At 69.8% G+C, this 24053-nt stretch carries 3 protein-coding genes; all 3 read right to left on the bottom strand.

The features are described from left to right. Positions 1-57 precede the first annotated feature (57 nt). Positions 58-22443, bottom strand: a complete 22386-nt coding sequence (locus RTA_RS20735) for an Ig-like domain-containing protein (protein WP_013901614.1) — start codon at positions 22441-22443, stop codon at positions 58-60. Between the two features lie 309 nt (positions 22444-22752). After that, positions 22753-23667, bottom strand: coding sequence for an ABC transporter substrate-binding protein (locus RTA_RS11710; protein WP_158307835.1), 915 nt, complete (start codon positions 23665-23667; stop codon positions 22753-22755). Next, positions 23646-23981 carry an ABC transporter substrate-binding protein gene (locus RTA_RS21360; protein WP_013901616.1) on the bottom strand — a complete coding sequence of 112 codons (336 nt, stop codon included), beginning with the start codon at positions 23979-23981 and terminating at the stop codon, positions 23646-23648. The genes RTA_RS11710 and RTA_RS21360 overlap by 22 nt, the downstream gene beginning before the upstream one ends. Positions 23982-24053 lie beyond the last annotated feature (72 nt).

The following is a 24053-nucleotide window of genomic DNA, read 5'->3' on the forward strand; positions in this document are numbered from 1 at the left end:
AAGAAGTCACCGACTCGTGGGAAGGATGGAGGACGGGAAAAAGGCGCATGGACACCCTCACTGGCGTTGGGCGGGGACGGGCGGCGCATCGGCCGCGGCGGCGCGCGGCAGCCGCGCGCGGAAGTCCTGGGCATTGCGGCTCAGCTGGGATGCGAAGCCCTCGGCGGCACGGCGCACCGGCAGCGGCTGGCGTTCCGGTGCGACGGCCTGCGCGGCAACGGCAGCGGTATCGACGCCGCGCTCCGGCTGCGCGACGCGCACGGCTTCCCTGTCCTGCGCAGCCGCCGACCGCGGTTCGGACGCGCCCCTGGCCGGCGCGGCGGGTTTGGCGGCGGGGGTTCCCAGCGCGAACGGATCGAACAGCGTGGTCGCGCCCACCGCGGCCGAGTTGAGCGAGTCCGCGCGCAGGCCGCGCGCCAGCGATTCGAGGCGGGAGGCCCGCACGACCTCCTGCACGAACACGCTGTGCTCGGGCGTGAGCGACTGGTGGCGCACCGCACGCTGCACGAACAGGCTGGACGACGCTTCTGCCAGCTCGCGTGCCGCCAGGCCCCTGGAGCCGAACTGCAGGCCCTGCGCGAACCCGAGGTCGGTGCCCAGCCCCTGCAGCAGCTCGGCCTGGGTCGCGCTGTCGGCCTGCACGGCGCGCAGCCCGGCGCTCAGCTCCATTTCGCTGCGCGACTCGCCCACGCTGAACAGCACGTGCAGCGCGGGAACGGCCACCCTGTCGAAGCCCGGGCGCTGGTGCAGGACTGCCGGCGGGCTGTCGTCGCCGGGTTCGGGCAGGTCGTCGGCCACCACCAGCGTCAGCGTGCCGGTGCTGCTGCCGCCCTGGCCGTCGCTGACCACGTAGCGGATCGTCACCACCCCGCTGGCGTTGAGCGCGGGCGTGAAGCTCAGGGTGCCGTCGGGACTGACGGTGACGCTGCCCAGCGCGGGATCGTCCAGGACGGCGCTGGTCACGCTCAGCGCGTCGCCGTCCGCATCGCTGTCGTTGGCCAGCACCGCGATGCCGCCCAGCGGCTGGTTGACGCCGGTGGTCGCCACCTCGCCCGCCACCCGCGGCGCGTCGTTGACGGCGCTCACCTGGAAGCTGACGGTGGCGGTGGCGCTGCCGCCCCGGCCGTCGGTCACGGTGTAGCGGAAGCCGGCCGGCCCGTTGTAGTCGGGAGCCGGCGTGAACACCACGGCGCCGCCGACCAGGCGCACGCTGCCGCCCATCGCGTCCTGCACGCTGACGATGCTCAGCGCATCGCCGTCGCCGTCGCTGTCGTTGGCCAGCAGGTCGCTGCTGGAGACCGTGAGCGAACCGTCTTCGGGGATGGCGCCCAGCACCTCGCCCTGGACCTGCGGCACGAAATTGGCGCTGGCCACGGAAACGGTCACGCTCGCGGTCTCGCTGGCGCTGCCCGTGCCCACCGTGTAGCTGAAGCTGGTGCTGCCGCTGTAGTTGGCGGCGGGCGCGAAGACCAGCTGGCCGCCGGCCGTGAGGCTGACACTGCCGTTGGCCACCGCGACCGGCGCGCCGCCGGCCGTGATGGCCTGCCCGTTCACGGCCGTGATTGCGCGTCCGCCGTCCTCGAAGCTGTCGTTGGCCAGGACATCGATGACGACCGGCGTGTCCTCCACGGCGCCCACGCTGTCGGCCCGGATGTCGGCGACGGCGGCGATGTTCAGCGCCACCGCGTCGGTGTCCACCAGCCCGGTCGAGTCCGTGGTGCTCAGGGTCAGCGTGGCGGCGCCGGCGCGGTCGACCACGGGGCTGTAGACCAGGCCAGCCAGCGCCGCGTTGATCTGGGCCGCGCTGCCGCTCAGGGTGAGCAGCGCCGTCCCGTTGCCGCTGACGGCCGCGCCGCCGCCCAGGGGGACGTTGACGCTGCCACTGTCGACGCTGACGGTGGTGGTGAGGTTGCCGCCGTCCGCATCGGCGACACGCAGCCCCGCGATGGCCCGCGGCGCGTCTTCCGTCACGCCCTGCGCGCCGGGCACGGCCTGGACCGGCGCGTCGTCGACGGCCGTCACCGCCAGGCTGACGGTGGCCGTGGTGCTGCCGCCCTGCCCGTCGCTGACCGTGTAGGTGAAGCTGGCCGGGCCGTGGTAGTCGGCAGTGGGTGTGAACACCACGTTGCCACCGACCAGGGCGACCGTTCCGCCGACAGCGTTCTGCACGCTGGTCAGGGTCAGCGCCTGGCCGTCCGCATCGCTGTCGTTGGCCAGCAGCGTGGCCGCCGGGATGGTGACGGCCTGGTCTTCCTGCGTGGGCGCCAGCAGGTCGGCGCCCGCCACGGGGGTGTCGTTGACGGCGCTGACGTTGAAGCTGATGCGCGCGGGCGCGCCGGCGAAGGCGCCGGCCGTGTCCTGCACGCTGAAGTCGAAGCCGGCGTACGGGGCGCCATTGCCGTCGGCGCCCGGCACGAACACCAGCCGGCCGGCGGCGATGTCCGCCGCGCTGACCACCTGGCCTGCGGTGACGGCGACGCCGTCCAGCAGCAGCTGGCCGGCGGCCGGTGCCGTGTCGATGCGCACGTTGGCCAGGCCCTGGCCCAGGTCCGGGTCGCTGAAGCCGAAGTCGGCGATCGCCAGTGCGCGCGTGCCGTCCTCCGGCAGGTTCAGCGTCGTGCCGGTGCCACTCGGGGCGGTATTGGCGCCGACGTTCACCGTCAGGGTGCCGGTGGCGCTGGTCGTGCCGTCGTTCACCGTGTAGCCGATGATCGCCGTTCCGCTGAAGTTGAGGGCGGGCGTGAAGTTCAGGCTGCCGTCGGCGTTGCGGGTGACCGTGCCCTGCGCCGGATCGACGGTCGCGGCCGTCACGCTCAGCGTGTCGCCGTCCGCATCACCGTCGTTGGCCAGCACGTCGATGTTGTTCAGGGGCGTGTTGACCGGCGTGGAAGCCAGGTCGGCCCCGGTTTGCGGCACGTCGTTGACGGAGCTGACCTGCAGGCGCACGGTCGCGGTGGCGCTGCCGCCCTGCCCGTCGCTCACCGTGTAGGTGAAGCTGGCCGGCCCCTGGTAATGGGCCGCGGGGGTGAACACCACGTTGCCGCCCGACAGCACCACCGTGCCGCCCACCGCATCCTGCACGCTGGTGAGGGTCAGCACGTCGCCGTCGGCATCCCTGTCGTTGGCGACCAGCAGGCTGGCAGCGATGGTGGCCGGCGTGTCCTCGTCGGTCGAACCCACCGTGTCGTCGGCCGCCACCGGCGCATCCTGCACCCGGGTGACCTCGAAGGTCATGGTGCTGCGCGTCGCGGCAAAGGCGCCGGCCGAGTCCTGCACCGTGAACTCGAAGCTGTCGTACGGCATGCCGTTGCCGTCGGCGGCCGGCACGAAGACCAGCCGGCCGGCGGCGATGTCCGCGGCGCTGACGACCTGTCCGGCGACCACCGGCAGGCCGTCCAGCAGCAGCAGCTCGCCCTGCCGGGGCACCACGTCGAAGCGCACGGCGCCCAGGGTCTGGCCCAGGTCCGGGTCGATGAAGGGGAAGTCGCGCACAGCCAGCGTCAGCACGCCGTCTTCGGGCAGGCTGAGCGTGTTGGCGCCGCCGGTGGGCGCAGCGTTGGCGCCCACGTTCACCGTCAGCGTGCCGCCGGTGCTGCCGCCTTGCCCATCGTCCGCGACGTACTGGATCACCACCGGCCCGCTGACGTCGAGCGCCGGCGTGAAGCGCAGCGTGCCGTCGGCGTTGATGCTGACGCTGCCCTGCGCAGGGTCCTGCAGCGTCGCCTCGGTCACGCGCAGCGTGTCGCCGTCGATGTCCGTGTCGTCCGCCAGAACGTCGACGTCGATGGGCGTGTTGATGGGGGTGGACGCCACGTTGTCGCCGGCCACGGGCGCGTCGTTCACCGGGCTGACCTGCAGGCGCACGGTCGCGGTGGCGCTGCCGCCCTGGCCGTCGATCAGGGTGTAGGTGAAGCTCGCGTCGCCGTGGTAGTTGGCCGCGGGCGTGAACACCACGTTGCCATCCACCAGCGCCACCGTGCCGCCCACCGCGCCCTGCACGCTGGCCAGGGTCAGCGTGTCGCCGTCGGCATCGTCATCGTTGGCCAGCAGTGCGGCGCCGGCGATCGTCGCCGCCTGGTCTTCCTGGATCGCCGGCAGCGTGTCGTCCGCGGCCACCGGGCCATCCTGCACCGCGGCCACGGCGAAGCTGATCCGGGCGGGCGCGCTGGAATAGGCGCCGGCCGTGTCCTGCACGCTGAAGTCGAAGCCGGCGTAGGGCGCGCCGTTGCCCTCGGCCGCCGGCACGAACACCAGCCGCCCGTCCGCGATGTCCGCCGCGCTGACCACCTGGCCGCCGGTGATGGCGATGCCGTCCAGCAGCAGCTGGCCGGCCGCCGGTATGGTGTCGATGCGCACGTTGGCCAGGCTCTGGCCCGAGTCCGGGTCGCTGAAGCCGAAGTCGGCCACCGCCAATGCGCGCGTGCCGTCCTCGGGCAGGCTCAGCGTCGCGCCGGCGCCGGTGGGCGCGGTGTTGGCACCGACGCTCACGGTGAGCGTGCCGTTGGTGCTGCCACCCTGGCCGTCGCTCACCGTGTAACGGATCACCACCGGCCCACTGACGTTGTTGGCCGGCGTGAAATTCAGGCTGCCGTCCGCGTTGACGCTGACGGTGCCCTGGGTCACGGGATCCAGCGGCGTGACCGTGACGGTCAGCGTGTCCTCGTCCACATCGCTGTCGTTGGCCAGGACGTCGATGTTGAGCAACGGCGTGTTCACCGGGGTCGAGGCCAGGTCATTGGCCACCCGCGGCGCGTCGTTGACCGCATTGACCTGCAGGTTCACCGTCGCCGTGGCGCTGCCGCCTTTGCCGTCGATCACCGTGTAGCTGAAGCTGGCCGGGCCGTTGAAGTCGGCCGCCGGCGTGAACACCACGTTTCCGTTCACCAGGTTCACCGTGCCGCCCACCGCGTCCTGCACGCTGGCGATGCTCAGCGTGTCGCCATCCGCATCGCGGTCGTTGGCCAGCAGCACAGACGCCGCGATCGTGACGGCTTGGTCCTCGCGGGTCGAGCCCACCGTGTCGTCAACCGCCAGCGGCGCATCCTGCACCGCGGTGACGTTCAGGCTCATGGTGCTGCGCCCGGTGGCGAAGGCGCCACCCGAATCCTGCACCGTGAACTGGAAGCTGGCGTAGGGGGCACCGTTGCCGTCGGGCGCGGGCACGAAGACCAGGCGGCCGGCGGCGATGTCGGCGGCGTTGACCACCTGGCCGGCCACCACCGGCAAGCCGTCCAGCAGCAGCAGCTGGCCGGCCTCGGGGGCGACGTCGATGCGCACCGCGGCCAGCGCCTGGGTGGGGTCGGGATCGGTGAAACCGAAATCGGCCACCGTCAGGGTACGAGCCGAGTCCTCGGGCAGGCTCAGCGTGTTGCTGGTGCCGCTGGGCGCGATGTTGTCGCCGACGTACACCGTGAGCCGGCCGGTGGCGCTGCCGCCCTGCCCGTCGCTGACCGTGTAGTCGATCAGCACCGGCCCGCTGACGTTGCTGGCCGGCGTGAAGCGCAAGCTGCCGTCCGCGTTGATGCTGACGCTGGCCCGGGTCGGATCCACGACCGTCGCCGTGGTCACGCGCAGCATGTCGCCATCGATGTCAATGTCGTTGGCCAGCACGTCGATGGTGAGCGGCTGGTTCTGCGGCGTCGACGCCACGTCGTCTTCGACCTCGGGCAGGTCGTTCACCGGGCTGACCTGCAGGCGCACGGTCGCGGTGGCGCTGCCGCCCTGGCCGTCGATCACGGTGTAGGTGAAGCTCGCGTCGCCGTGGTAGTTGGCCGCGGGCGTGAACACCACGTTGCCGTCCACCAGCGCCACCGTGCCGCCCACCGCGCCCTGCACGCTGGCCAGGGTCAGCGTGTCGCCATCCACGTCGCTGTCGTTGACCAGCAGGCTGTCCGCCGACACCGTGGCGGCCTGATCCTCGGGAGTGGCTGCCAGGATGTCGTCGGTCGCCACGGGTGCGTCCTCCGCCGCCGCGACGACGAAGCTGATGCGTGCGGGCGCACTGGCGTAGGCGCCAGCCGTGTCCTGCACACTGAACTCGAAACTGGCATAGGGCGCGCCGTTGCCCTCGGCCGCCGGCACGAACACCAGCCGCCCGTCCGCGATGTCCGCCGCGCTGACCACCTTGCCCGCCATCACGGCCGTGCCGTTGAGCAGCAGCTGGCCGGCCGCCGGTACGGTGTCGATGCGCACGTTGGCCAGGCTCTGGCCCCTGTCCGGGTCGCTGAAGCCGAAGTCGGCCACGGCCAGGGCGCGCGTACCGTCCTCGGGCAGGCTCAGCGCGGCATTGGCGCCGGTGGGCGCGTTGTTGGCGCCCACGCTTACCGTCAGCGTGCCGTCGGTGCTGGCCGTGCCGTCGCTGACCGTGTAGCGGATGGTCGCCATGCCGCTGAAGTTGGCAGCCGGCGTGAAGTTCAGGCTGCCGTCGGCGTTGATGCTCACCGTGCCTTGCACGGGGTCCACCAAGGCGGCGGTGACGATCAGTGCGTCGCCGTCCGCGTCGCTGTCGTTGGCCAGCACGTCGATGCCCGCCAGCGGCGTGTTCACCGGGGTCGAGGCCAGGTCATTGGCCACCCGCGGCGCGTCGTTGACCGCATTGACCTGCAGGTTCACCGTCGCCGTGGCGCTGCCGCCTTTGCCGTCGATCACCGTGTAGCTGAAGCTGGCCGGGCCGTTGAAGTCGGCCGCCGGCGTGAACACCACGTTTCCGTTCACCAGGTTCACCGTGCCGCCCACCGCGTCCTGCACGCTGGCGATGCTCAGCGTGTCGCCATCCGCATCGCGGTCGTTGGCCAGCAGCACAGACGCCGCGATCGTGACGGCCTGGTCCTCATTGATGGGGCCGACCGGATCGCCTGCCACGGCCACGGGCGCATCGTTGACCGGCGTAACGTTCAGCTCCAGCTGGTTGCTCGCGGGATCGAAGGCGCCGGCTGCGTCCTGCACGCTGAAGCTGAAGGTCGTGTAGGGCGTGCCGTTGCCGTCGGCCGCCGGCACGAAGACCAGCCGGCCCGCATTGATGTCATCGGCGCTGACCAGCTGGCCCTGGACCACGTTCACGCCGCCCAGGGTCAGGCGGCCCGCCGCGGGCGTGCTGTCGATGCGCACGTTGGCCAGGACCTCCTGCCCCGCGTCGGCGTCGGAGAAGCCGAAGTCGGCGGCCGTCAGGGTCAGCGTCGCATCCTCGGCCAGCGTGAGCGTCCTGTCCTGCCCGGAGGGAGGCGTATTCGCGCCCACGTTCACCGTCAGGGTGCCGGCCGTGCTGCCGCCCTTGCCGTCACTGACGACGTAGTTGATGAGCACGGGCCCGCTGACGTTGAGGGCAGGCGTGAAGTCCAGGCTGCCGTTGAGGTTGACGACCACGGTGCCTTGCGCCGGGTCCTGCAGGACCGCACTGGTCACGGTCAGCGTATCGCGGTCGGCATCGCTGTCGTTGGCCAGCACCTGGATGTTCGCCAACGGCGTGTTCAGGGGTGTCGACGCGAGGTCGTTGCCGACCTGGGGCGCGTCGTTGACTGCCGTGACCGTCAGCGTGGCGGCCGCCGTGACGCTGCCGCCCCGTCCATCGATCACCGTGTAGGTGAAGCTGGCCGGGCCGTTGTAGTTGGGCGCGGGCGTGAACACCACGTTGCCGCCCACCAGCTCCACCGTCCCCCCGACCGCATCCTGCACGCTGGCGATGACCAGCATGTCGGCATCCGCGTCGCTGTCGTTGGCGAGCAGGGTTGCCGCCGGGATCGTGACGGGCTGGTCCTCGGGCGTCGTGGCCACCGCGGAATCGTTGCCGGCGACCGGGATGTCATTGACCGACGTGACGATGAGGTTGACGTTGGCCGTCTCGTTAACGCCACCCGCAGTGACGGTGTAGGTGAAGGCCGCCGAGCCGGTGTAGTTGGCCGCCGGGGTGAACACCAGCTGGCCGCCCGCATTCAGGCTTACCGCGCCGTTGGCGACGGCCACCGCCGGGCCGCCCGCCGTGAGGGCTTGGCCGTTGACGGCCGTGATCGTGCGCCCGGCATCCTCGAAGCTGTCGTCGGCCAGCACGTCGATCGTGACCGGCGTGTCTTCGGCCGTGGTCGCGCTGTCATCGGCGATGTCGGCCACCGGGGCCACGGTGATGGCCACCGTGTCGGTGTCGCTGCCGCCAGCGTCATCGCTGGTAACCACCGTCAGCGTGGCCGCGCCGTTGTAGTCGGGCGCGTTGATGTAGCTCAGCCCCGCCAGGGCGGCATTGATCTGGCCGGCCGTGCCGGTGAGCGTGACGCTGGCCGTGCCATTGTGGGTGATGAGCGCCCCACCCCCTGCGCTGACGCTCACCGTGCCGTTGCTCACGCTCACCGTGGTGGTCAGGTTGACGCCCGCGCCGTCCACGTCCGACACGCTGATGCCACCGATGGCCAGCGGCGTGTCCTCGTTCGTGCTCTGCGCGCCCGGCACGGTGTTGACCGGCGCGTCGTTGACGGCGGTGACGGTGACGCTGACCGTGGCCGTTTCGGTCACTCCGCCGGATGTGACGGTGTAGCTGAAGGCGGCCGGGCCGTTGTAGTGGGTTGCCGGCGTGAACACCAGCCGACCATCCGCACCGAGGCTCACGCTGCCGTTGGTGACGCCCACCGCGGGACCGCCGGCCGTGATGGCCTGGCCGTTGACGGCCGTGATGGTGCGCCCGGCGTTCTCGAAGCTGTCGTTGGCCAGCACGGCTATGGTCACGGCCGTGTCTTCGGCCGTGGTCGCGCTGTCGTCGGCGATGTCGGCCACCGGAGCCACGGGGATCGCCACCGTGTCCGTGTCGCTGCCGCCCGCGCCGTCACTGGTGACCACCGTCAAGGTGGCCGGGCCGTTGTAGTCCGGCGCGTTGGTATAGCTCAGACCTGCCAGCGCTGCGTTGATCTGCGCGGCCGTGCCGCTCAAGATGAGGCTGGTCGTGCCGTTGCCCGTGAGGCTCGCGCCGTTGGCATTGGCCACGCTCACGGCGCCGTTGCTCACGCTCACGGTGGTGGTCAGGTTCACGCCCGCGCCGTCCACGTCGGCCACGCTGATGCCGGCGATGGCCAGCGGCGTGTCCTCGTCCGTGCTCTGGGCGCCCGGAACTGTATTGACCGGTGCGTCGTTGATCGCGGTGACCGTCACGTTGACCGTGGCTGTCTCGGTGGTGCCTCCGGAGGTGACGGTGTAGGTGAAAGCCACCAGGCCGTTGTAGTTGGCAGCGGGGGTGAACACCAGCTGCCCGCCAGCGCTCAGGCTGACGCTGCCGTTGGTGACGCTGACCGCCGCGCCGCCGGCCGTGAGGGCCTGGCCGTTGACAGCGGTGATGGTGTGCCCGGCGTTCTCGAAGCTGTCGTTGGCCAGCACGTCGATGGCGACCGGCGTGTCTTCGGCCGTGCTCGCGCTGTCGTCGACGATGTCGGCCACGGGAGCCACCGTGATCGCCACCGTGTCGGTGTCGCTGCCACCCGCGCCGTCGTTGGTGACCACCGTCAAGGTGGCCGGGCCGTTGTAGTCCGGCGCGTTGGTGTAGCTCAGGCCGGCCAAGGCGGCGTTGATCTGCGCGGCCGTGCCGCTCAGGATGAGGCTGCCCGTGCCGTTGCCCGTGAGGCTCGCGCCGTTGGCGTTGGCCACGCTCACGGTGCCGTTGCTCACGCTCACCGTGGTGGTCAGGTTCACGCCCGCGCCGTCCACGTCGGCCACGCTGATGCCGGCAATGGCCAGCGGCGTGTCCTCGCTCGTGCTCTGCGCGCCCGGCACCGTGTTGACCGGAGCATCGTTGACGGCGGTGACCGTCACGTTGACGTTGGCTGTTTCGGTGACACCGCCGGACGTGACGGTGTAGGTGAAGGTCGCCGGGCCGTTGTAGTTGGCCGCTGGGGTGAATAGCAGTTCGCCGTCAGCATTCAAGCTCACGCTGCCGTTGCCGACGTTCACCGCCGGCCCACCAGCCGTGAGAGCCTGGCCGTTGACGGCTGTGATCGTGCGCCCCGCATCCTCGAAGCTGTCGTTGGCCAGCACGCTGATCGTCACGGCCGTGTCTTCGGCCGTGGTCGCGCTGTCGTCCGCGATGTCGGCCACGGGGGCCACCGTGATGGCCACCGTGTCCGTGTCGCTGCCGCCGGTGCCGTCGCTGGTCACCACCGTCAGGGTGGCCACGCCGTTGTAGTCGGCAGCATTGGTGTAGCTCAGACCCGCCAGAGCGGCATTGATCTGCGCGGCCGTGCCGCTCAGGATGAGGCTGCCTGTGCCGTTGCCGCTGAGGGTTGCGCCACCAGCACTGGCCACGCTCACGACGCCGTTGCTCACGCTCACCGTGGTGGTCAGGTTGACGCCAGCACCGTCCATGTCGGCCACGCTGATGCCAGGGATGGCCAACGGCGTGTCCTCGTTCGTGCTCTGCGCGCCCGGCACCGTATTCACCGGCGCGTCATTCACCGCCGTGACAGTGACATTGACGTTGGCCGTTTCCGTGACTCCACCGGACGTGACGGTGTAGGTGAAAGCCGCCGGGCCGCTGTAGTTTGCCGCCGGCGTGAACACCAGCTGGCCTTGCGCGTTCAGGCTCACGGTGCCGTTGCTCACCGCCACCGCCGCAGCTCCGGCCGTGACGGCCTGGCCGTTGATCGCCGTGATCGTGCGCCCGGTGTCCTCGAAGCTGTCGTTGGCCAGCACGCTGATCGTCACGGGCGTGTCCTCGGCCGTGGTCGCGCTGTCGTCGGCGATGTCGGCCACCGGAGCAACCGTAATGGCCACCGTGTCGGTGTCGCCGCCGCCGGTGCCGTCGTTGGTGACTAACGTCAAGGTGGCCGGGCCGTTGTAGTCCGGCGCATTGGTATAGCTCAGACCTGCCAGCGCCGCGTTGATCTGCGCGGCCGTGCCGCTCAGGATGAGGCTGGCCGTGCCGTTGCCACTGAGGCTCGCATCACCGGCATTGGCCACGCTCACGGTGCCGTTGCTCACGCTGACCGTGGTGGTGAGGTTGACGCCCGCACCGTCCACGTCGGCCACGCTGATGCCGGCGATGGCCAAGGCTGTGTCTTCGTTGGCCGTCTGGGAGCCGGGCACGGTGTTGACCGGAGCATCGTTGACGGCGGTGACCGTCAGGTTGACGTTGGCTGTCTCGGTGACATCACCGGACGTGACCGTGTAGGTAAAAGCCGCCGGGCCGTTGTAGTTGGCGCCAGGCGTGAATACCAGCTGGCCACTGGTGTTGAGGCTTACCGCGCCGTTGGCCACCGCCACCGCCGCACCGCCGGCCGTGATCGCCTGGCCGTTGACGGCGGTGATCGCGCGCCCGGCGCTCTCGAAGCTGTCGTTGGCCAGCACGCTGATCGTCACGGCCGTGTCCTCGGCCGTGGTCGCGCTGTCGTCCTGAATGTCGACCACTGGGGCCACGGTGATCGCCACCGTGTCGGTGTCGCTGCCGCCCACGCCGTCGCTGGTGACCACCGTTAGGGTGGCCGCGCCGTTGTAGTCGGCAGCGTTGGTGTAGCTCAGACCGGCCAGAGCGGCGTTGATCTGCGCGGCCGTGCCGCTCAGGACGAGGCTGCCCGTGCCGTTGCCCGTGAGGCTCGCGCCGTTGGCGTTGGCCACGCTCACGGCGCCGTTGCTCACGCTCACCGTGGTGGTCAGGTTCACGCCCGCGCCGTCCACGTCGGCCACGCTGATGCCGGCGATGGCCAGCGGTGTGTCCTCGTTGGTGCTCTGCGCACCGGGCACCGTGTTGACCGGCGCATCGTTGACCGCCGTGACCGTGACGTTGACGTTGGCTGTCTCGGTCACGCCCCCCGATGTGACGGTGTAGGTGAAGGTTGCCGGGCCGGTGTAGTTGAGGGCCGGGGTGAACACCAGCTGGCCACCGGCGTTGAGGTTGACCGTGCCGTTGGTGACCGCCACCGCGGCGCCGCCGGCCGTGATCGCCTGGCCATTGACGGCGGTGATGGCGCGCCCGGCGTTCTCGAAGCTGTCGTTGGCCAGCACGCTGATCGTCACGGCCGTGTCCTCGGCCATGGTCGCGCTGTCGTCCGCGATGTCGGCCACCGGCGCCACCGTGATCGCCACCGTGTCGGTGTCGCTGCCGCCGGCACCGTCGCTGGTAACCACTGTTAGCGTGGCTGCGCCGTTGTAGTCGGCCGTGTTGGTGTAGCTCAGGCTCGCCAGAGCAGCGTTGATCTGGCCGGCCGTGCCGGTAAGCGTGATGCTGGCCGTGCCGTTGTTGGTGATGACCGCCCCGCCCCCGGCGCTGACGCTCACGACGCCATTGCTCACGCTCACCGTGGTGGTCAGGTTCACGCCCGCGCCGTCCGCATCGGCCACGCTGATGCCAGGGATGGCCAGCGGCGTGTCCTCGCTCGTGCTCTGCGCGCCCGGCACCGTGTTGGCCGGCGCATCGTTGACGGCGGTGACAGTGACGCTGACGTTGGCTGTCTCGGCCGTGCCGCCCGAGCTGACGGTGTAGTTGAAGCTGGCCGGACCGTTGTAGTTGGCGGCTGGGGTGAATAGCAGTTCGCCGTCAGCATTCAAGCTCACGCTGCCGTTGCCGACGTTCACCGCCGGGCCGCCGACGGTGATCGCCTGGCCGTTGACGGCCGTGATGGTGCGCCCGGCATTCTCGAAGCTGTCGTTGGCCAGCACGCTGATCGCCACGGCCGTGTCCTCGGCCGTGCTCGCGCTGTCGTCCTGGATGTCGGCCACCGGAGCCACCGTGATGGCCACCGTGTCCGTGTCGCTGCCGCCGGCGCCGTCACTGGTCACCACCGTCAGGGTGGCCGCGCCGTTGTAGTCGGCGTTGTTGCTATAGCTCAGACCTGCCAGAGCAGCATTGATCTGCGCGGCCGTGCCGCTCAAGGTGACGCTCGCCGTGCCGTTGTCGGTGATGACCGCCCCGCCCCCGGCGCCGACGCTCACCGTGCCGTTGCTCACGCTCACCGTGGTGGTCAGGCTCACGCCCGCGCCGTCCACGTCGGCCACGCTGATGCCGGCGATGGCCAGCGGCGTGTCCTCGTTCGTGCTCTGTGCGCCCGGCACCGTGTTGACCGGCGCGTCGTTCACGGCAATGACCGTGACGGCGACATTGGCAGTGGAAGTGAGGCCCTGCCCGTCCTTCACGGTATAGCTGAAGCTGCCCGTGCCGCTGAAGTCGGCGGCGGGGACGAACACCGCCATGCCGCCCACCAGGCTCACGCTGCCGCCAACGGCATCCTGCACGCTGAGGATGGACAGCCCGCCCTCCGCATCGGTGTCGTTGGCCAGCAGCGTCGCCGCGTCCAGCTCCAGGGAGGTGTCCTCCGTGGTCGTGACACTGTCGGCACCCGCGACCGGCGCATCGTTGCTGCCGTCGATGGTGATGGTCAGGGTGACGGTGCTGGTGTCGCCATCCCCGTCCGTGATGGTGTAGGTGAAGGTCTCGGTCAGCGTCTGGCCGGCCTGCAGCCGGTTCACCGCGTCCAGTGTGTTGTCGAGCTCGTAGCTGTAGTTGCCATCCGCCTGGAGCGTCAGGCGGCCGTAGCTGCCCGCCACCGGCGCGCCCACGCCGCCCGCGAGTACGGCGGATCCGGCGGCCACGGCCGTCACGGCGCCGGCTGCCGCCGCGCCGTCGGCACCGAGCAGGTCGTTGGGCAGGACGTTGCCGGTCACCGGGTTGATCCCGTCCTCGACAGCACTTGCCGTGTCAGCGACCGCTTCGGGGCGATCGTCCACGATGGCGATGTTGAGGTTCCTGGGACTGGCAGTAGCCGTATCGTTGCCTAGGCTGTCCTTAACGGACACTGCGAAGCTCGCGGTCACGTCGGCCGCGCTCGCGACGGCGGTGTTCAGCTCGTACCGGTAGCCGACCACGCCGGTCGAGGCGTCGAAGCTGATCAGCTGAAGGGTGCCGGCGGCGCCCACGCCGCCACCAACGACGGTTACCGGCGTGGTGTTCAGTGTGGCCAGCTGGGCACCGGAAACGGTGGATCCTCCCACGCGCAGCTCGTCGATAGAGGTGCCTGCGATGGTCAGAATCTGAAAGTTGCCGGTGAAAACCTCGCCATTACCCGCGGCATTTGTGCCACCCAGGTTGAGGTCGGACTCCAGCACGCTGCCGTCTGAGCCGGCCACGGCGCCGTCGCCCAGGCCGACCACGGCCGGTACGCCCACGATGTTGACGGTCAGCGTAGTCGTGGCACGGTCGCCGTCGCCGTCCGTCACCTCGTAGGTAAAGGTGTCACTCAGGCTACGTCCGCCCACCAAGGCTTGGACGGCTGTGTTGTTGTAATCCGGCGTGTACGTATAGCTGCCGTCGGCCTGCAGCACCAGTGCGCCGTAGGCGCCTGGTACCGAGCCGCCGACACCGCCAGCGCTTACTGCGCCCGTGCCGGCCGCCACACCCGTGACGACCGCCACGGGTGCGCCATCCGCGCCGAGGGTGTCGCGGTTGCCGTCAGTGGTGTTCGGATCGGTGCCACCCGTGCCCGTGACCACGTTACCCGACGCCACGCTGCTCGGGTTGCCGGCCGTGTTGGTGACGTCGTCCACATCCGCCACCGGAGCAGGTGCATCGTCCACGATGTCGATGCCCAGCGTGGCCGGCGCGTACACGTCGCCGTCCACGTCAGTGGCTACTATGGTGAATGTGTCGCGCGCGGTGGCATTGCCGCTGTGATCGGCGGCCGTGGTCAGGGTATAGGAATAGCTGACGCGGCCGGTGGCGCCGTCGTACCCGCACAGGGTCAGCGTGCCGTTGCTGCCGCTGACCGTGATGGGCGCGCCGGCACTCGCCGAGAGCTGGGCGACGCTGATGGTTGTGCCGTTGAGGGTCAGAGAGCCCAGCTTATCGGCCGGGCCCAGGACGAAGCTGCCCGAGGCCCGCTCGCCGGTACCGCCGGGGGTGCTGCCGGTGGCGAGGTCGCTCTCCCGCACCTGGGCGTCGGCACCGGCCGGGCCGTCAGCCAGGCCGCCGATGGTCAAAGTGTCATCGGCGGGCGTGATGCTGAAGGTCAGGTAGTTGGCCGTCGGGTCGTTTTCCTGGCCGCCGGCGGCCGTCCCGCCATCGTCGCGCACCTGGAACCCCAGCCTGCCGAGGGCGTTGCCGTTGGCGTTGACGGCGGGTGTGTAGACCAGCTGGCCGCCGTTGATGGCAGCGGCCGATACGAAGTCGCCCACGCGCACCGGGGCGCCGTTCAGGGTGTAAACACCTTGGCTGGCAGCAGGCAGGTCGCTGATCCAGATACCGGCGAAGGCGTCTGCCGCCGGAGCATCGGCCGGATCGGCGAAACCGAAATCGGCGACGGTCAGCGTGTAGGACGTGTCTTCGCTGATGGTGACCGTGCTGTCAGTGCCCGTCGGCGCATCGTTGACTGCCGTGACGGTGACGTCGACGTTGGCCGTTTCCGTGACCCCGCCAGACGTGACGGTGTAGGTGAAAGCCGCCGGGCCGGTGTAGTTGGCCGCCGGGGTGAACACCAGCTGGCCGCCCGCATTGAGGCTCACCGTGCCGTTGGCCACGGCCACCGCCGCACCGCCGGCCGTGATCGCCTGGCCGTTGACGGCCGTGATCGTGCGCCCGGCGTTCTCGAAGCTGTCGTTGGCCAGCACGGCGATGGTGACCGGCGTGTCTTCGGCCGTGGTCGCGCTGTCGTCTGCGATGTCAGTCACGGGGGCCACCGTGATGGCCACCGTGTCGGTGTCGCCGCCGCCAGCGTCATCGCTGGTGACCACCGTCAGCGTGGCCGCGCCGTTGTAGTCGGCCGTGTTGGTGTAGCTCAGGCCCGCCAGAGCAGCGTTGATCTGCGCGGCCGTGCCGCTCAGGATGAGGCTGCCCGTGCCGTTGCCCGTGAGGCTCGCGCCGCCGGCGTTGGTCACGCTCACGGCGCCGTTGCTTACGCTGACCGTGGTGGTCAGGTTCACGCCCGCGCCATCCACGTCGGCCACGCTGATGCCGGCAATGGCCACCGGCGTGTCCTCGTTGGTGCTCTGCGCACCGGGCACGGTGTTGACCGGCGCGTCGTTGACCGCGGTAACCGTCACGTTGACGTTGGCCGTCTCGATGGTGCCGGCGGAGCTGACGGTGTAGCTGAAGCTGGCCGGCCCGTTGTAGTTCAGTGCCGGGGTGAAGATCAGTTGCCCACCGGCGTTCAGGCTCACGCTGCCGTTGCCGACGTTCACCGCAGGGCCGCCGACGGTGATGGCCTGGCCGTTGACGGCCGTGATCGTGCGCCCGGTGTTCTCGAAGCTGTCGTTGGCCAGCACGCCGATCGTCACGGCCGTGTCCTCGGTCGTGCTCGCGCTGTCGTCCTGGATGTCGGCCACCGGAGCCACCGTGATGGCCACCGTGTCGGTGTCGCTGCCGCCGGCGCCATCGCTGGTGACCACCGTCAGGGTGGCCACGCCGTTGTAGTCAACGCTGTTGGCGTAGCTCAGACCCGCCAGAGCAGCATTGATCTGCGCAGCCGTGCCGCTCAAGGTGACGCTCGCCGTGCCATTGTCGGCGATGACCGCCCCGCCTCCGGCGCTGACGCTCACCGTGCCGTTGCTCACGCTCACCGTGGTGGTCAGGTTCACGCCCGCGCCGTCCACGTCGGCCACGCTGATGCCGGCGATGGCCAGCGGTGTGTCCTCGTTGGTGCTCTGCGCACCGGGCACCGTGTTGACCGGCGCATCGTTGACCGCCGTGACCGTGACGTTGACGTTGGCCGTCTCGGTCACGCCCCCCGATGTGACGGTGTAGGTGAAGGTTGCCGGGCCGGTGTAGTTGAGGGCCGGGGTGAACACCAGCTGGCCACCGGCGTTGAGGCTGACCGTGCCGTTGGTGACCGCCACCGCGGCGCCGCCGGCCGTGATCGCCTGGCCATTGACGGCCGTGATCGCGCGCCCGGCGTTCTCGAAGCTGTCGTTGGCCAGCACGCCGATCGTCACGGCCGTGTCCTCGGCCGTGCTCGCGCTGTCGTCGGCGATGTCGGCCACCGGAGCCACGGTGACGGCCACCGTGTCGGTGTCGCTGCCACCCGCGCCGTCATTGGTGACCACTGTCAAGGTGGCCGCGCCGTGGTAGTCAGCGGTGTTGGTGTAGCTCAGACCGGCCAGCGCCGCGTTGATCTGCGCGGCCGTGCCGCTCAGGATGAGGCTGCCCGTACCGTTGCCCGTGAGGCTCGCGCCGTTCGCATTGGCCACGCTCACGGTGCCGTTGCTCACGCTCACGGTGGTGGTCAGGTTCACGCCCGCGCCGTCCACGTCGGCCACGCTGATGCCGGCGATGGCCAGCGGCGCGTCCTCGTTCATGCTCTGCGCGCCCGGAACGGTGTTGGCCGGCGCGTCGTTGACGGCGGTGACGGTGACGGTGACGGAGGCCGTCTCGATAACACCGCCCGAGCTGACGGTGTAGCTGAAGCTGGCTGTGCCGTTGTAGTTGGCAGCGGGGGTGAACACGAGCTGTCCGCCCGCCGTCAGGCTGACCGCGCCGTCGGTGACATTCACCGCAGTGCCGCCGGCGGTGATGGCCTGGCCATTGACCGCCGTGATCGCGCGCCCGGCGCTCTCGAAGCTGTCGTTGGCCAGCACGCTGATCGTCACGGCCGTGTCTTCGGCCGTGGTCGCGCTGTCGTCCGCGATGTCGGCCACCGGCGCCACCGTGATCGCCACCGTGTCGGTGTCGCTGCCACCCGCGCCGTCATTGGTGACCACCGTCAAGGTGGCCGCGCCGTGGTAGTCAGCGGTGTTGGTGTAGCTCAGACCGGCCAGCGCCGCGTTGATCTGCGCGGCCGTGCCGCTCAGGATGAGGCTACCCGTACCGTTGCCCGTGAGGCTCGCGCCGTTCGCGTTGGCCACGCTCACGGCGCCGTTGCTCACGCTCACGGTGGTGGTCAGGTTCACGCCCGCGCCGTCCACGTCGGCCACGCTGATGCCGGCGATGGCCAGCGGCGTATCTTCAGTGGCCGTTTGCCCCCCAGGCACCGTGTTGACCGGCGCGTCGTTGCGGGCCGTGACGGTGATGTTGACGTTGGCCGTCTCCGTGACCCCGCCGGAGGTGACCGTGTAGCTGAAGCTGGCCGGCCCGTTGTAGTTCAGAGCCGGGGTGAAGACCAGCTGCCCACCGGCGTTCAGGGTCACGCTGCCGTTGGTGACGTTCACCGCCGCACCGCCGGCCGTGATCGCCTGGCCGTTGACGGCCGTGATGGTGCGCCCGGCGTTCTCGAAGCTGTCGTTGCCCAGCGCGCCGATCGTCACGGCCGTGTCCTCGGCCGTGGTCGCGCTGTCATCCCGGATGTCAGCCACCGGCGCCACCGTGATGGCCACCGTGTCCGTGTCGCTGCCGGCGCCGTCGCTGGTGACCACCGTCAGGGTGGCCGGGCCGTTGTAATCGGCGGTGTTGAGGTAGCTCAGGCCCGCCAGAGCGGCATTGATCTGCGCGGACGTGCCGCTCAGGGTCAGGCTGGCCGTGCCGTTGCCACTGAGGCTTGCACCGTTCGCGCTGGCCACGCTCACCGTGCCATGGCTCACGCTCACCGTGGTGGTCAGGTTGACGCCTGCGCCGTCCACGTCTGCCACGCTGACGCCGCTGATGGCCTTAGCCGTGTCTTCGCTGGCCGTCTGTGCCCCCGGCACCGTGTTGACCGGCACGTCGTTCACTGCCGTGACCGTGACGTTGACGTCGGCCGTTTCCGTGACGCCGCCGGAAGTAACCGTGTAGGTAAAAGCTGCCGGGCCGTTGTAGTTGGCAGCGGGGGTGAACACCAGTTGGCCGCTGGTGTTGAGACTTACCGTGCCGTTGACCACCGCCACCGCCGCGCCGCCGGCCGTGATCGCCTGGCCGTTGACGGCCGTGATCGTGCGTCCGGCGTCCTCGAAGCTGTCGTTGGCCAGCACGGCTATGGTCACGGCCGTGTCTTCGGCCGTGGTCGCGCTGTCGTCCTGGATGTCGGCCACCGGTGCCACGGTGATGGCCACCGTGTCCGTGTCGCTGCCGGCGCCGTCGCTGGTGACCACCGTCAGGGTGGCCGAGCCGTTGTAGTCGGGCGCGTTGGTGTAACTCAGGCCGGCCAAGGCGGCATTGATCTGCGCGGCCGTGCCGCTCAGGATGAGGCTGCCCGTGCCGTTGCCGTTAATGCTCGCGCCGTTGGCGTTGGCCACGCTCACGGTGCCGTTGCTCACGCTCACGGTGGTGGTGAGGTTGACGCCCGCACCGTCCACGTCGGCCACGCTGAGGCCAGCGATGGCCAAGGCTGTGTCTTCGTTGGCCGTCTGGGAGCCGGGCACGGTGTTGACCGGCGCGTCGTTGACCGCCGTGACGGTGACGTTGACGTTGGCCGTTTCCGTGACCCCGCCGGAGGTGACCGTGTAGGTGAAGGTCGCCGGACCGTTGTAGTTGGCGGCTGGGGTGAACACCAGCTGGCCGCCCGCATTGAGGCTTACCATGCCGTTGGCCACTGCCACCGCCGCGCCGCTGGCCGTGATCGCCTGGCCGTTGACGGCGGTGATCGCGCGCCCGGCGCTCTCGAAGCTGTCGTTGGCCAGCACGGCTATCGTCACGGGCGTGTCTTCGGCCGTGGTCGCGCTGTCGTCCTGGATGTCGGCCACCGGCGCCACGGTGATGGCCACGGTGTCCGTGTCGCTGCCGCCCGCGCCATCGATGGTGACCACCGTCAGGGTGGCCGGGCCGTTGTAGTCGGTCGTGCCGGTGTAGGTCAGGCCCGCCAGCGCCGCGTTGATCTGGCCGGCCGTGCCGCTGAGCGTGACGCCGGAAGTGCCGTTGCCGGAGACGGAGGCGCCCAGGAGGATGGTGGCCACCGTCAGGGTTCCGTTCGTGACGCTCACCGTGGTGGTAAGCATCATGCTGTCCACGTCGCCCACGCTCACGGAGCCGATCGCGAGCGGCGTGTCCTCGCTGCCGCTGACGCTGGGCGGCACGCTGTTGGCCGGCGCGTCGTTCACCGCCGTCACGTTGACGAAGACGTTGCCGTTCTCGGTCGCGCCGCCGGAGGTCACCGTGTAGGTGAAGGCCGCCGTTCCGGTGGAGTTGGCCGCCGGCGTGAACACCAGCCGGCCCGAGGTGTCCAGGGCGACGGTGCCGTCGTTCACCGCCACGGCGGGGCCGCCGGCCACCAGGGCCTGCCCGTTCACCGCGGTGACGGCGCGCCCGGGGTTCTCGAAATTGTCGTTGGCCAGCACGTCCAGTGTGACCGGCGTGTCCTCGGCCGTGGTGCCGTTGTCGTTGTTGGTGTCGTTGACAGCCGAGACGCCGAGATTCAGCGTGTTGGTGTCGGACACGCCCGCCTTGTCCGTGGCCACGAGGGTCAGCACCGCCACGCCGTTGAAATCGGCCGTCGGCGTGTAGGTGATGCTTCCCAGGGCGGCGTTGATCTGAGCGGAGGTGCCGGACAGGGTCAGCGTCGACGAGCCGTTCGCGCCAGCGCTGATGGTGGCGCCGCCCCCCAGCGAGACGCTGACGCCGCCATTGGTCACGCTCAGCTGCACCGTCGCCAGGTTGCCGTCCGCGTCGCTCACCGAGCTGCCGGTGATGACCAGGTTGGTGTCCTCCACCGTGCCGAGCTGCAGGCCGAACGCGCTGTTGGGCGCGCGGTTGTTCACGCCGAAGTCGATGCCCAGCGCGCTGCCGCCGATGCGCGTGATGTCGGCCGAGCCGTTGGTGGCGCCGCCGGTCGTGGAGGCGGCGCTGCCCAGGACATTGCCGGTGTCCGTCACCCGGACGATGTAGTTCCCCGGCAGGACGTTGGTGAACAGGTAATCGCCGTTCGCGTTGGTGGTGTCCGTGGCCAGCACGCGCTCGCCGGCATCGACCACGCCGTCGTTGTCGACGTCGTCGATCAGCTGCACGGTGACGCCCGCGACACCGGTGTCGCCCGCGTCGAACACGCCGTTGGTGTTGTTGTCGTCGAAGACCTTGTCGCCGATCGTGCCGGTGGCCGGCACCCAGCCGGCCGCGTCGGACAAGGTCGCCAGTGCGGTCGTGCCGTTGGTGGTGATCTGGATCGCCGATCCGGTCACCGCACCCGTCGATGGGTTGTACTGCTGGATGGTGTCGGCCAGGCGGTAGGTGGCGCCGCCGGCGCTCTCGCCCGCCTGGGAGTTGGTGTTGTTCACGGCCAGCGTGCCCAGCACCGCGCCGGTGGTCGCGTTGTAGCGGGTGACGGCGGCGGTCGTGATGCTCACCAGGGTGTTCGTGGCGCTGTGGTAGCCCAGGTCGCCCCAGTCGTTGGTGCCCGTGACGGGTGAGAGGAAGGTGGCGACCGAACTCACGGTCCGCCCGCCGCCGCTGAAGGTGATGCGGTAGATGGTGTCGTCGCTGGTGACGCCGGTGCCCGCCTGCACGCCGTTGTTCTCGATGCCCAGGTACAGCGTGCCGTTGGCGAAGGTGGCCGCGCCGCTGCCCACGCCCGTGGCGCCGACCGCGATGCTGGCGCCGGCGCCGTTGTTGGTCAGGTTCGAGTCGATGACGATGTGCCGCTGCGCGTCGGTCAGGCCGGCGGTGGCGTAGTCGTACGCGAACAAGGCAACGTTGGTGTTGACCGCGTTGCTGTCCATGTAGTAGATCAGCCCGTTGGCCTGGTCGACGGCCAGCGAGTTGATGGTCGCCGACACCGTGATGCCGCCCACGGTGGCCGGCACCGTGGTGATCAGCGTCGCCTTGCCCGTGGTGATGTCGATGCTGTAGATGTTGCGGCCCGACACGCCCAGCAGCGCGCCGCTGCCATTGGCCGCCGTCGCATCCAGCAAGCCGTTCCAGTCGGAGGCGCTGACCGACAGCGTCTCGACGGTTCCCAGGGAGTTCTCGAGGACCCAGTTGCCCCCCAGCGCCTGCGCGCCCGTGTCGTCCACGGAAGCGGAAACATCGGCGCCGGTGGCCTGCGACAGCGCTTCGACGAAGGCCTGGCCCGCCTGCCCGGCTCCCACGTCGCAGCCATACACCAGCAGATCGCCGCCTTCGGCCAACGCCCCCTGGATGGCCTGCAGCTCGTCCGCGTACCGGTCCATGCTGCCCGTGTCCAGCACCGCCGTGCCCAGGCGAAGCTGGCCTTCGCTGCCGTGGCTGAGGATGTGGATGGCCGTGATGTCGCTGCGGCCCTCCAAGGCCTCGGCGATCTGCTCCATGCCGTCCCGGCTGGCGTCCAGCACCACGACCTCGGCCGTGCGCCCGTGCAGGTAGGGTTGCACGTCCTGCACCGCGGCGTCCACGAAGATGATCTCGCGCGACGTGCCGCTGGGAGCAGGCGCCGGTTCGACCGAAGGTCCGGCGTCCGGATCCTGCGCATCCTGCTGGCCCTGTGCCGGATGGAAGGCGGGTACGTCCGCAACCGGCTCGGTTTCGGCCGCCTGCGCCGCAGGGGCGCCCTGGTCGGTGGACTTTTCCAGCGTATCGGCCGTCATGGCGGCGGCGGCAGCGTCGAAGACGATGCGCGGCTCGAGCGCCAGACGCTGGGCCGCGGCCCGGTGAACCTTGGGGAGACTCCGACTTTTACGCATTTCCGTGCTTCCGTTACGCAGGGACTACGGGCGCAACTGAACAACAGATGCACGACGGCTTCAATTTCGTGCCGGTGTCGGGTGCCGCTTCAACCGGTACGACGAGGTACCAGAGGCGACGTGACGGCTGAAGCGTTTGGCCGCTGGGCGACTCTTCTTCGGACTCCAGCACCTTACGTCGCCGTTCAGGCGGCACACGCAACGGTGCACTCCCTATCCGCGGCGGGATTATCGGAAAACTGATGAGTCACAGGGTAGGAAAAAAAGAGCCCCGCAATTGGCTTGCGGGGCTTTACTTTCGAGCACTTTTTATTTAGTGGCGTCAGCGGTGCCCTCCTGCTTGCGGCGGATGACACCGGCCCGGCGCTCGTCCTCCTTGTAGAAGTAGCCCCGCTCCTGGTTCCGCCAGGTGCCCAGCCACAGCATGTTCGCCGAGATGGCGTCGTGGTCCGTCGGCGAGAACGCCCGCTCGTACGTCGTCACCACGCCACGGTAGGTGTTGCTCGGGTTTTCCAGCGCCTTCTTGAGGCCGGCGCCGGACAGGTCGCCCTTGGAGTCGAACATGGCGCGCAGCAGCAGGTGGACGCTGTCGTAGGTCTGGGCGGCGGACATCATGGAGCCGATGGGCTGCTCCTTGCCCAGCTTGCCATACGAGCGCAGAAAGGTGCTGTTGCGCTCGAGGAAGGGATTGGGCAGCACGGTTTGCACCATCAGCGCACCTTCCACCTTGCCGGCCGACTTGTCGAAGGCCGAGGCGTGCGACAGCCCCCAGGGGCCGAACTGCGGCACCTTCCAGCCGACCGCCGCACGGCTGGCCGAGATCACGCCGGACTCGGGTCCGACAGTCCACCCGATCAGCGAGTCGGCGCCGGACGCCTTGAGCTGGCGCATTTCCTCCTCCAGGCTGGTCACCCCCACCTTGAAGCGCACCACCGCCTGTGGCTTGAGGTTGGCGCGGCCCAAGGCGGCTTCCAGGTCCTTGAGGCCGGCATCGCCGTAGCCGGTGGAGTCCACCAGCAGTGCCACCTTGTTCAAGCCGCGCTTGACGATCTCGTCCACCAGGAACTGGGTCTGCAGCTGGTCGCGCGCCGAGGTGCGGAAGACGTAGCTTTCGGCCGGCGGGTACTTGGCCGTGATGGCCGTGCCGGTGGCGCAAGGCACGATCAGCACGTGCCTGTTGGCCTGGAACACGTCCAGCGCCTTCATGGCCACCCGGTGTTGCAAAAGCCTATCGTGGCCGTGACTTTCTCCTTGAGCACCAGCTCTTCCGCGTGCTTGAGGCCCTGGTCGTTGTTGGCCGCGTCGTCGCGCACCACCAGTTCCAGCGGGCGGCCCAGGTAGCCGCCGACCTGGTTGATCTCGTTGACCGCCACCTGGGCGCCGACGCGCGCACTGTTGCCCATGTCGGACGAGCCGCTGGTCAGCGGGAACACCAGCCCGATGCGGATCGGCTTGGGCCCGCCCTGGGAGGCCGCCATCAGGGGGGCGACCAAGGCGAAAGCCACGGGAGCAAAACGGAACCAACGGGACATCATCATGGAGACCTCCGGCAGGACGTCGAGGCAAGAGAGGCGAGAGAAGACCATCTTGCGGATGAGCCATCTCTTCGA

The sequence above is a fragment of the Ramlibacter tataouinensis TTB310 genome, assembly GCF_000215705.1.
GTDB classification, from domain to species: Bacteria; Pseudomonadota; Gammaproteobacteria; order Burkholderiales; family Burkholderiaceae_C; genus Ramlibacter; species Ramlibacter tataouinensis.

What these genes read in the sequence shown, in the direction of transcription:
- RTA_RS21360 (WP_013901616.1), bottom strand. Translation starts at nt 23,981, where the DNA reads ATGATGATGTCCCGTTGGTTCCGTTTTGCTCCCGTGGCTTTCGCCTTG.
- RTA_RS20735 (WP_013901614.1), bottom strand. Translation starts at nt 22,443, where the DNA reads ATGCGTAAAAGTCGGAGTCTCCCCAAGGTTCACCGGGCCGCGGCCCAG.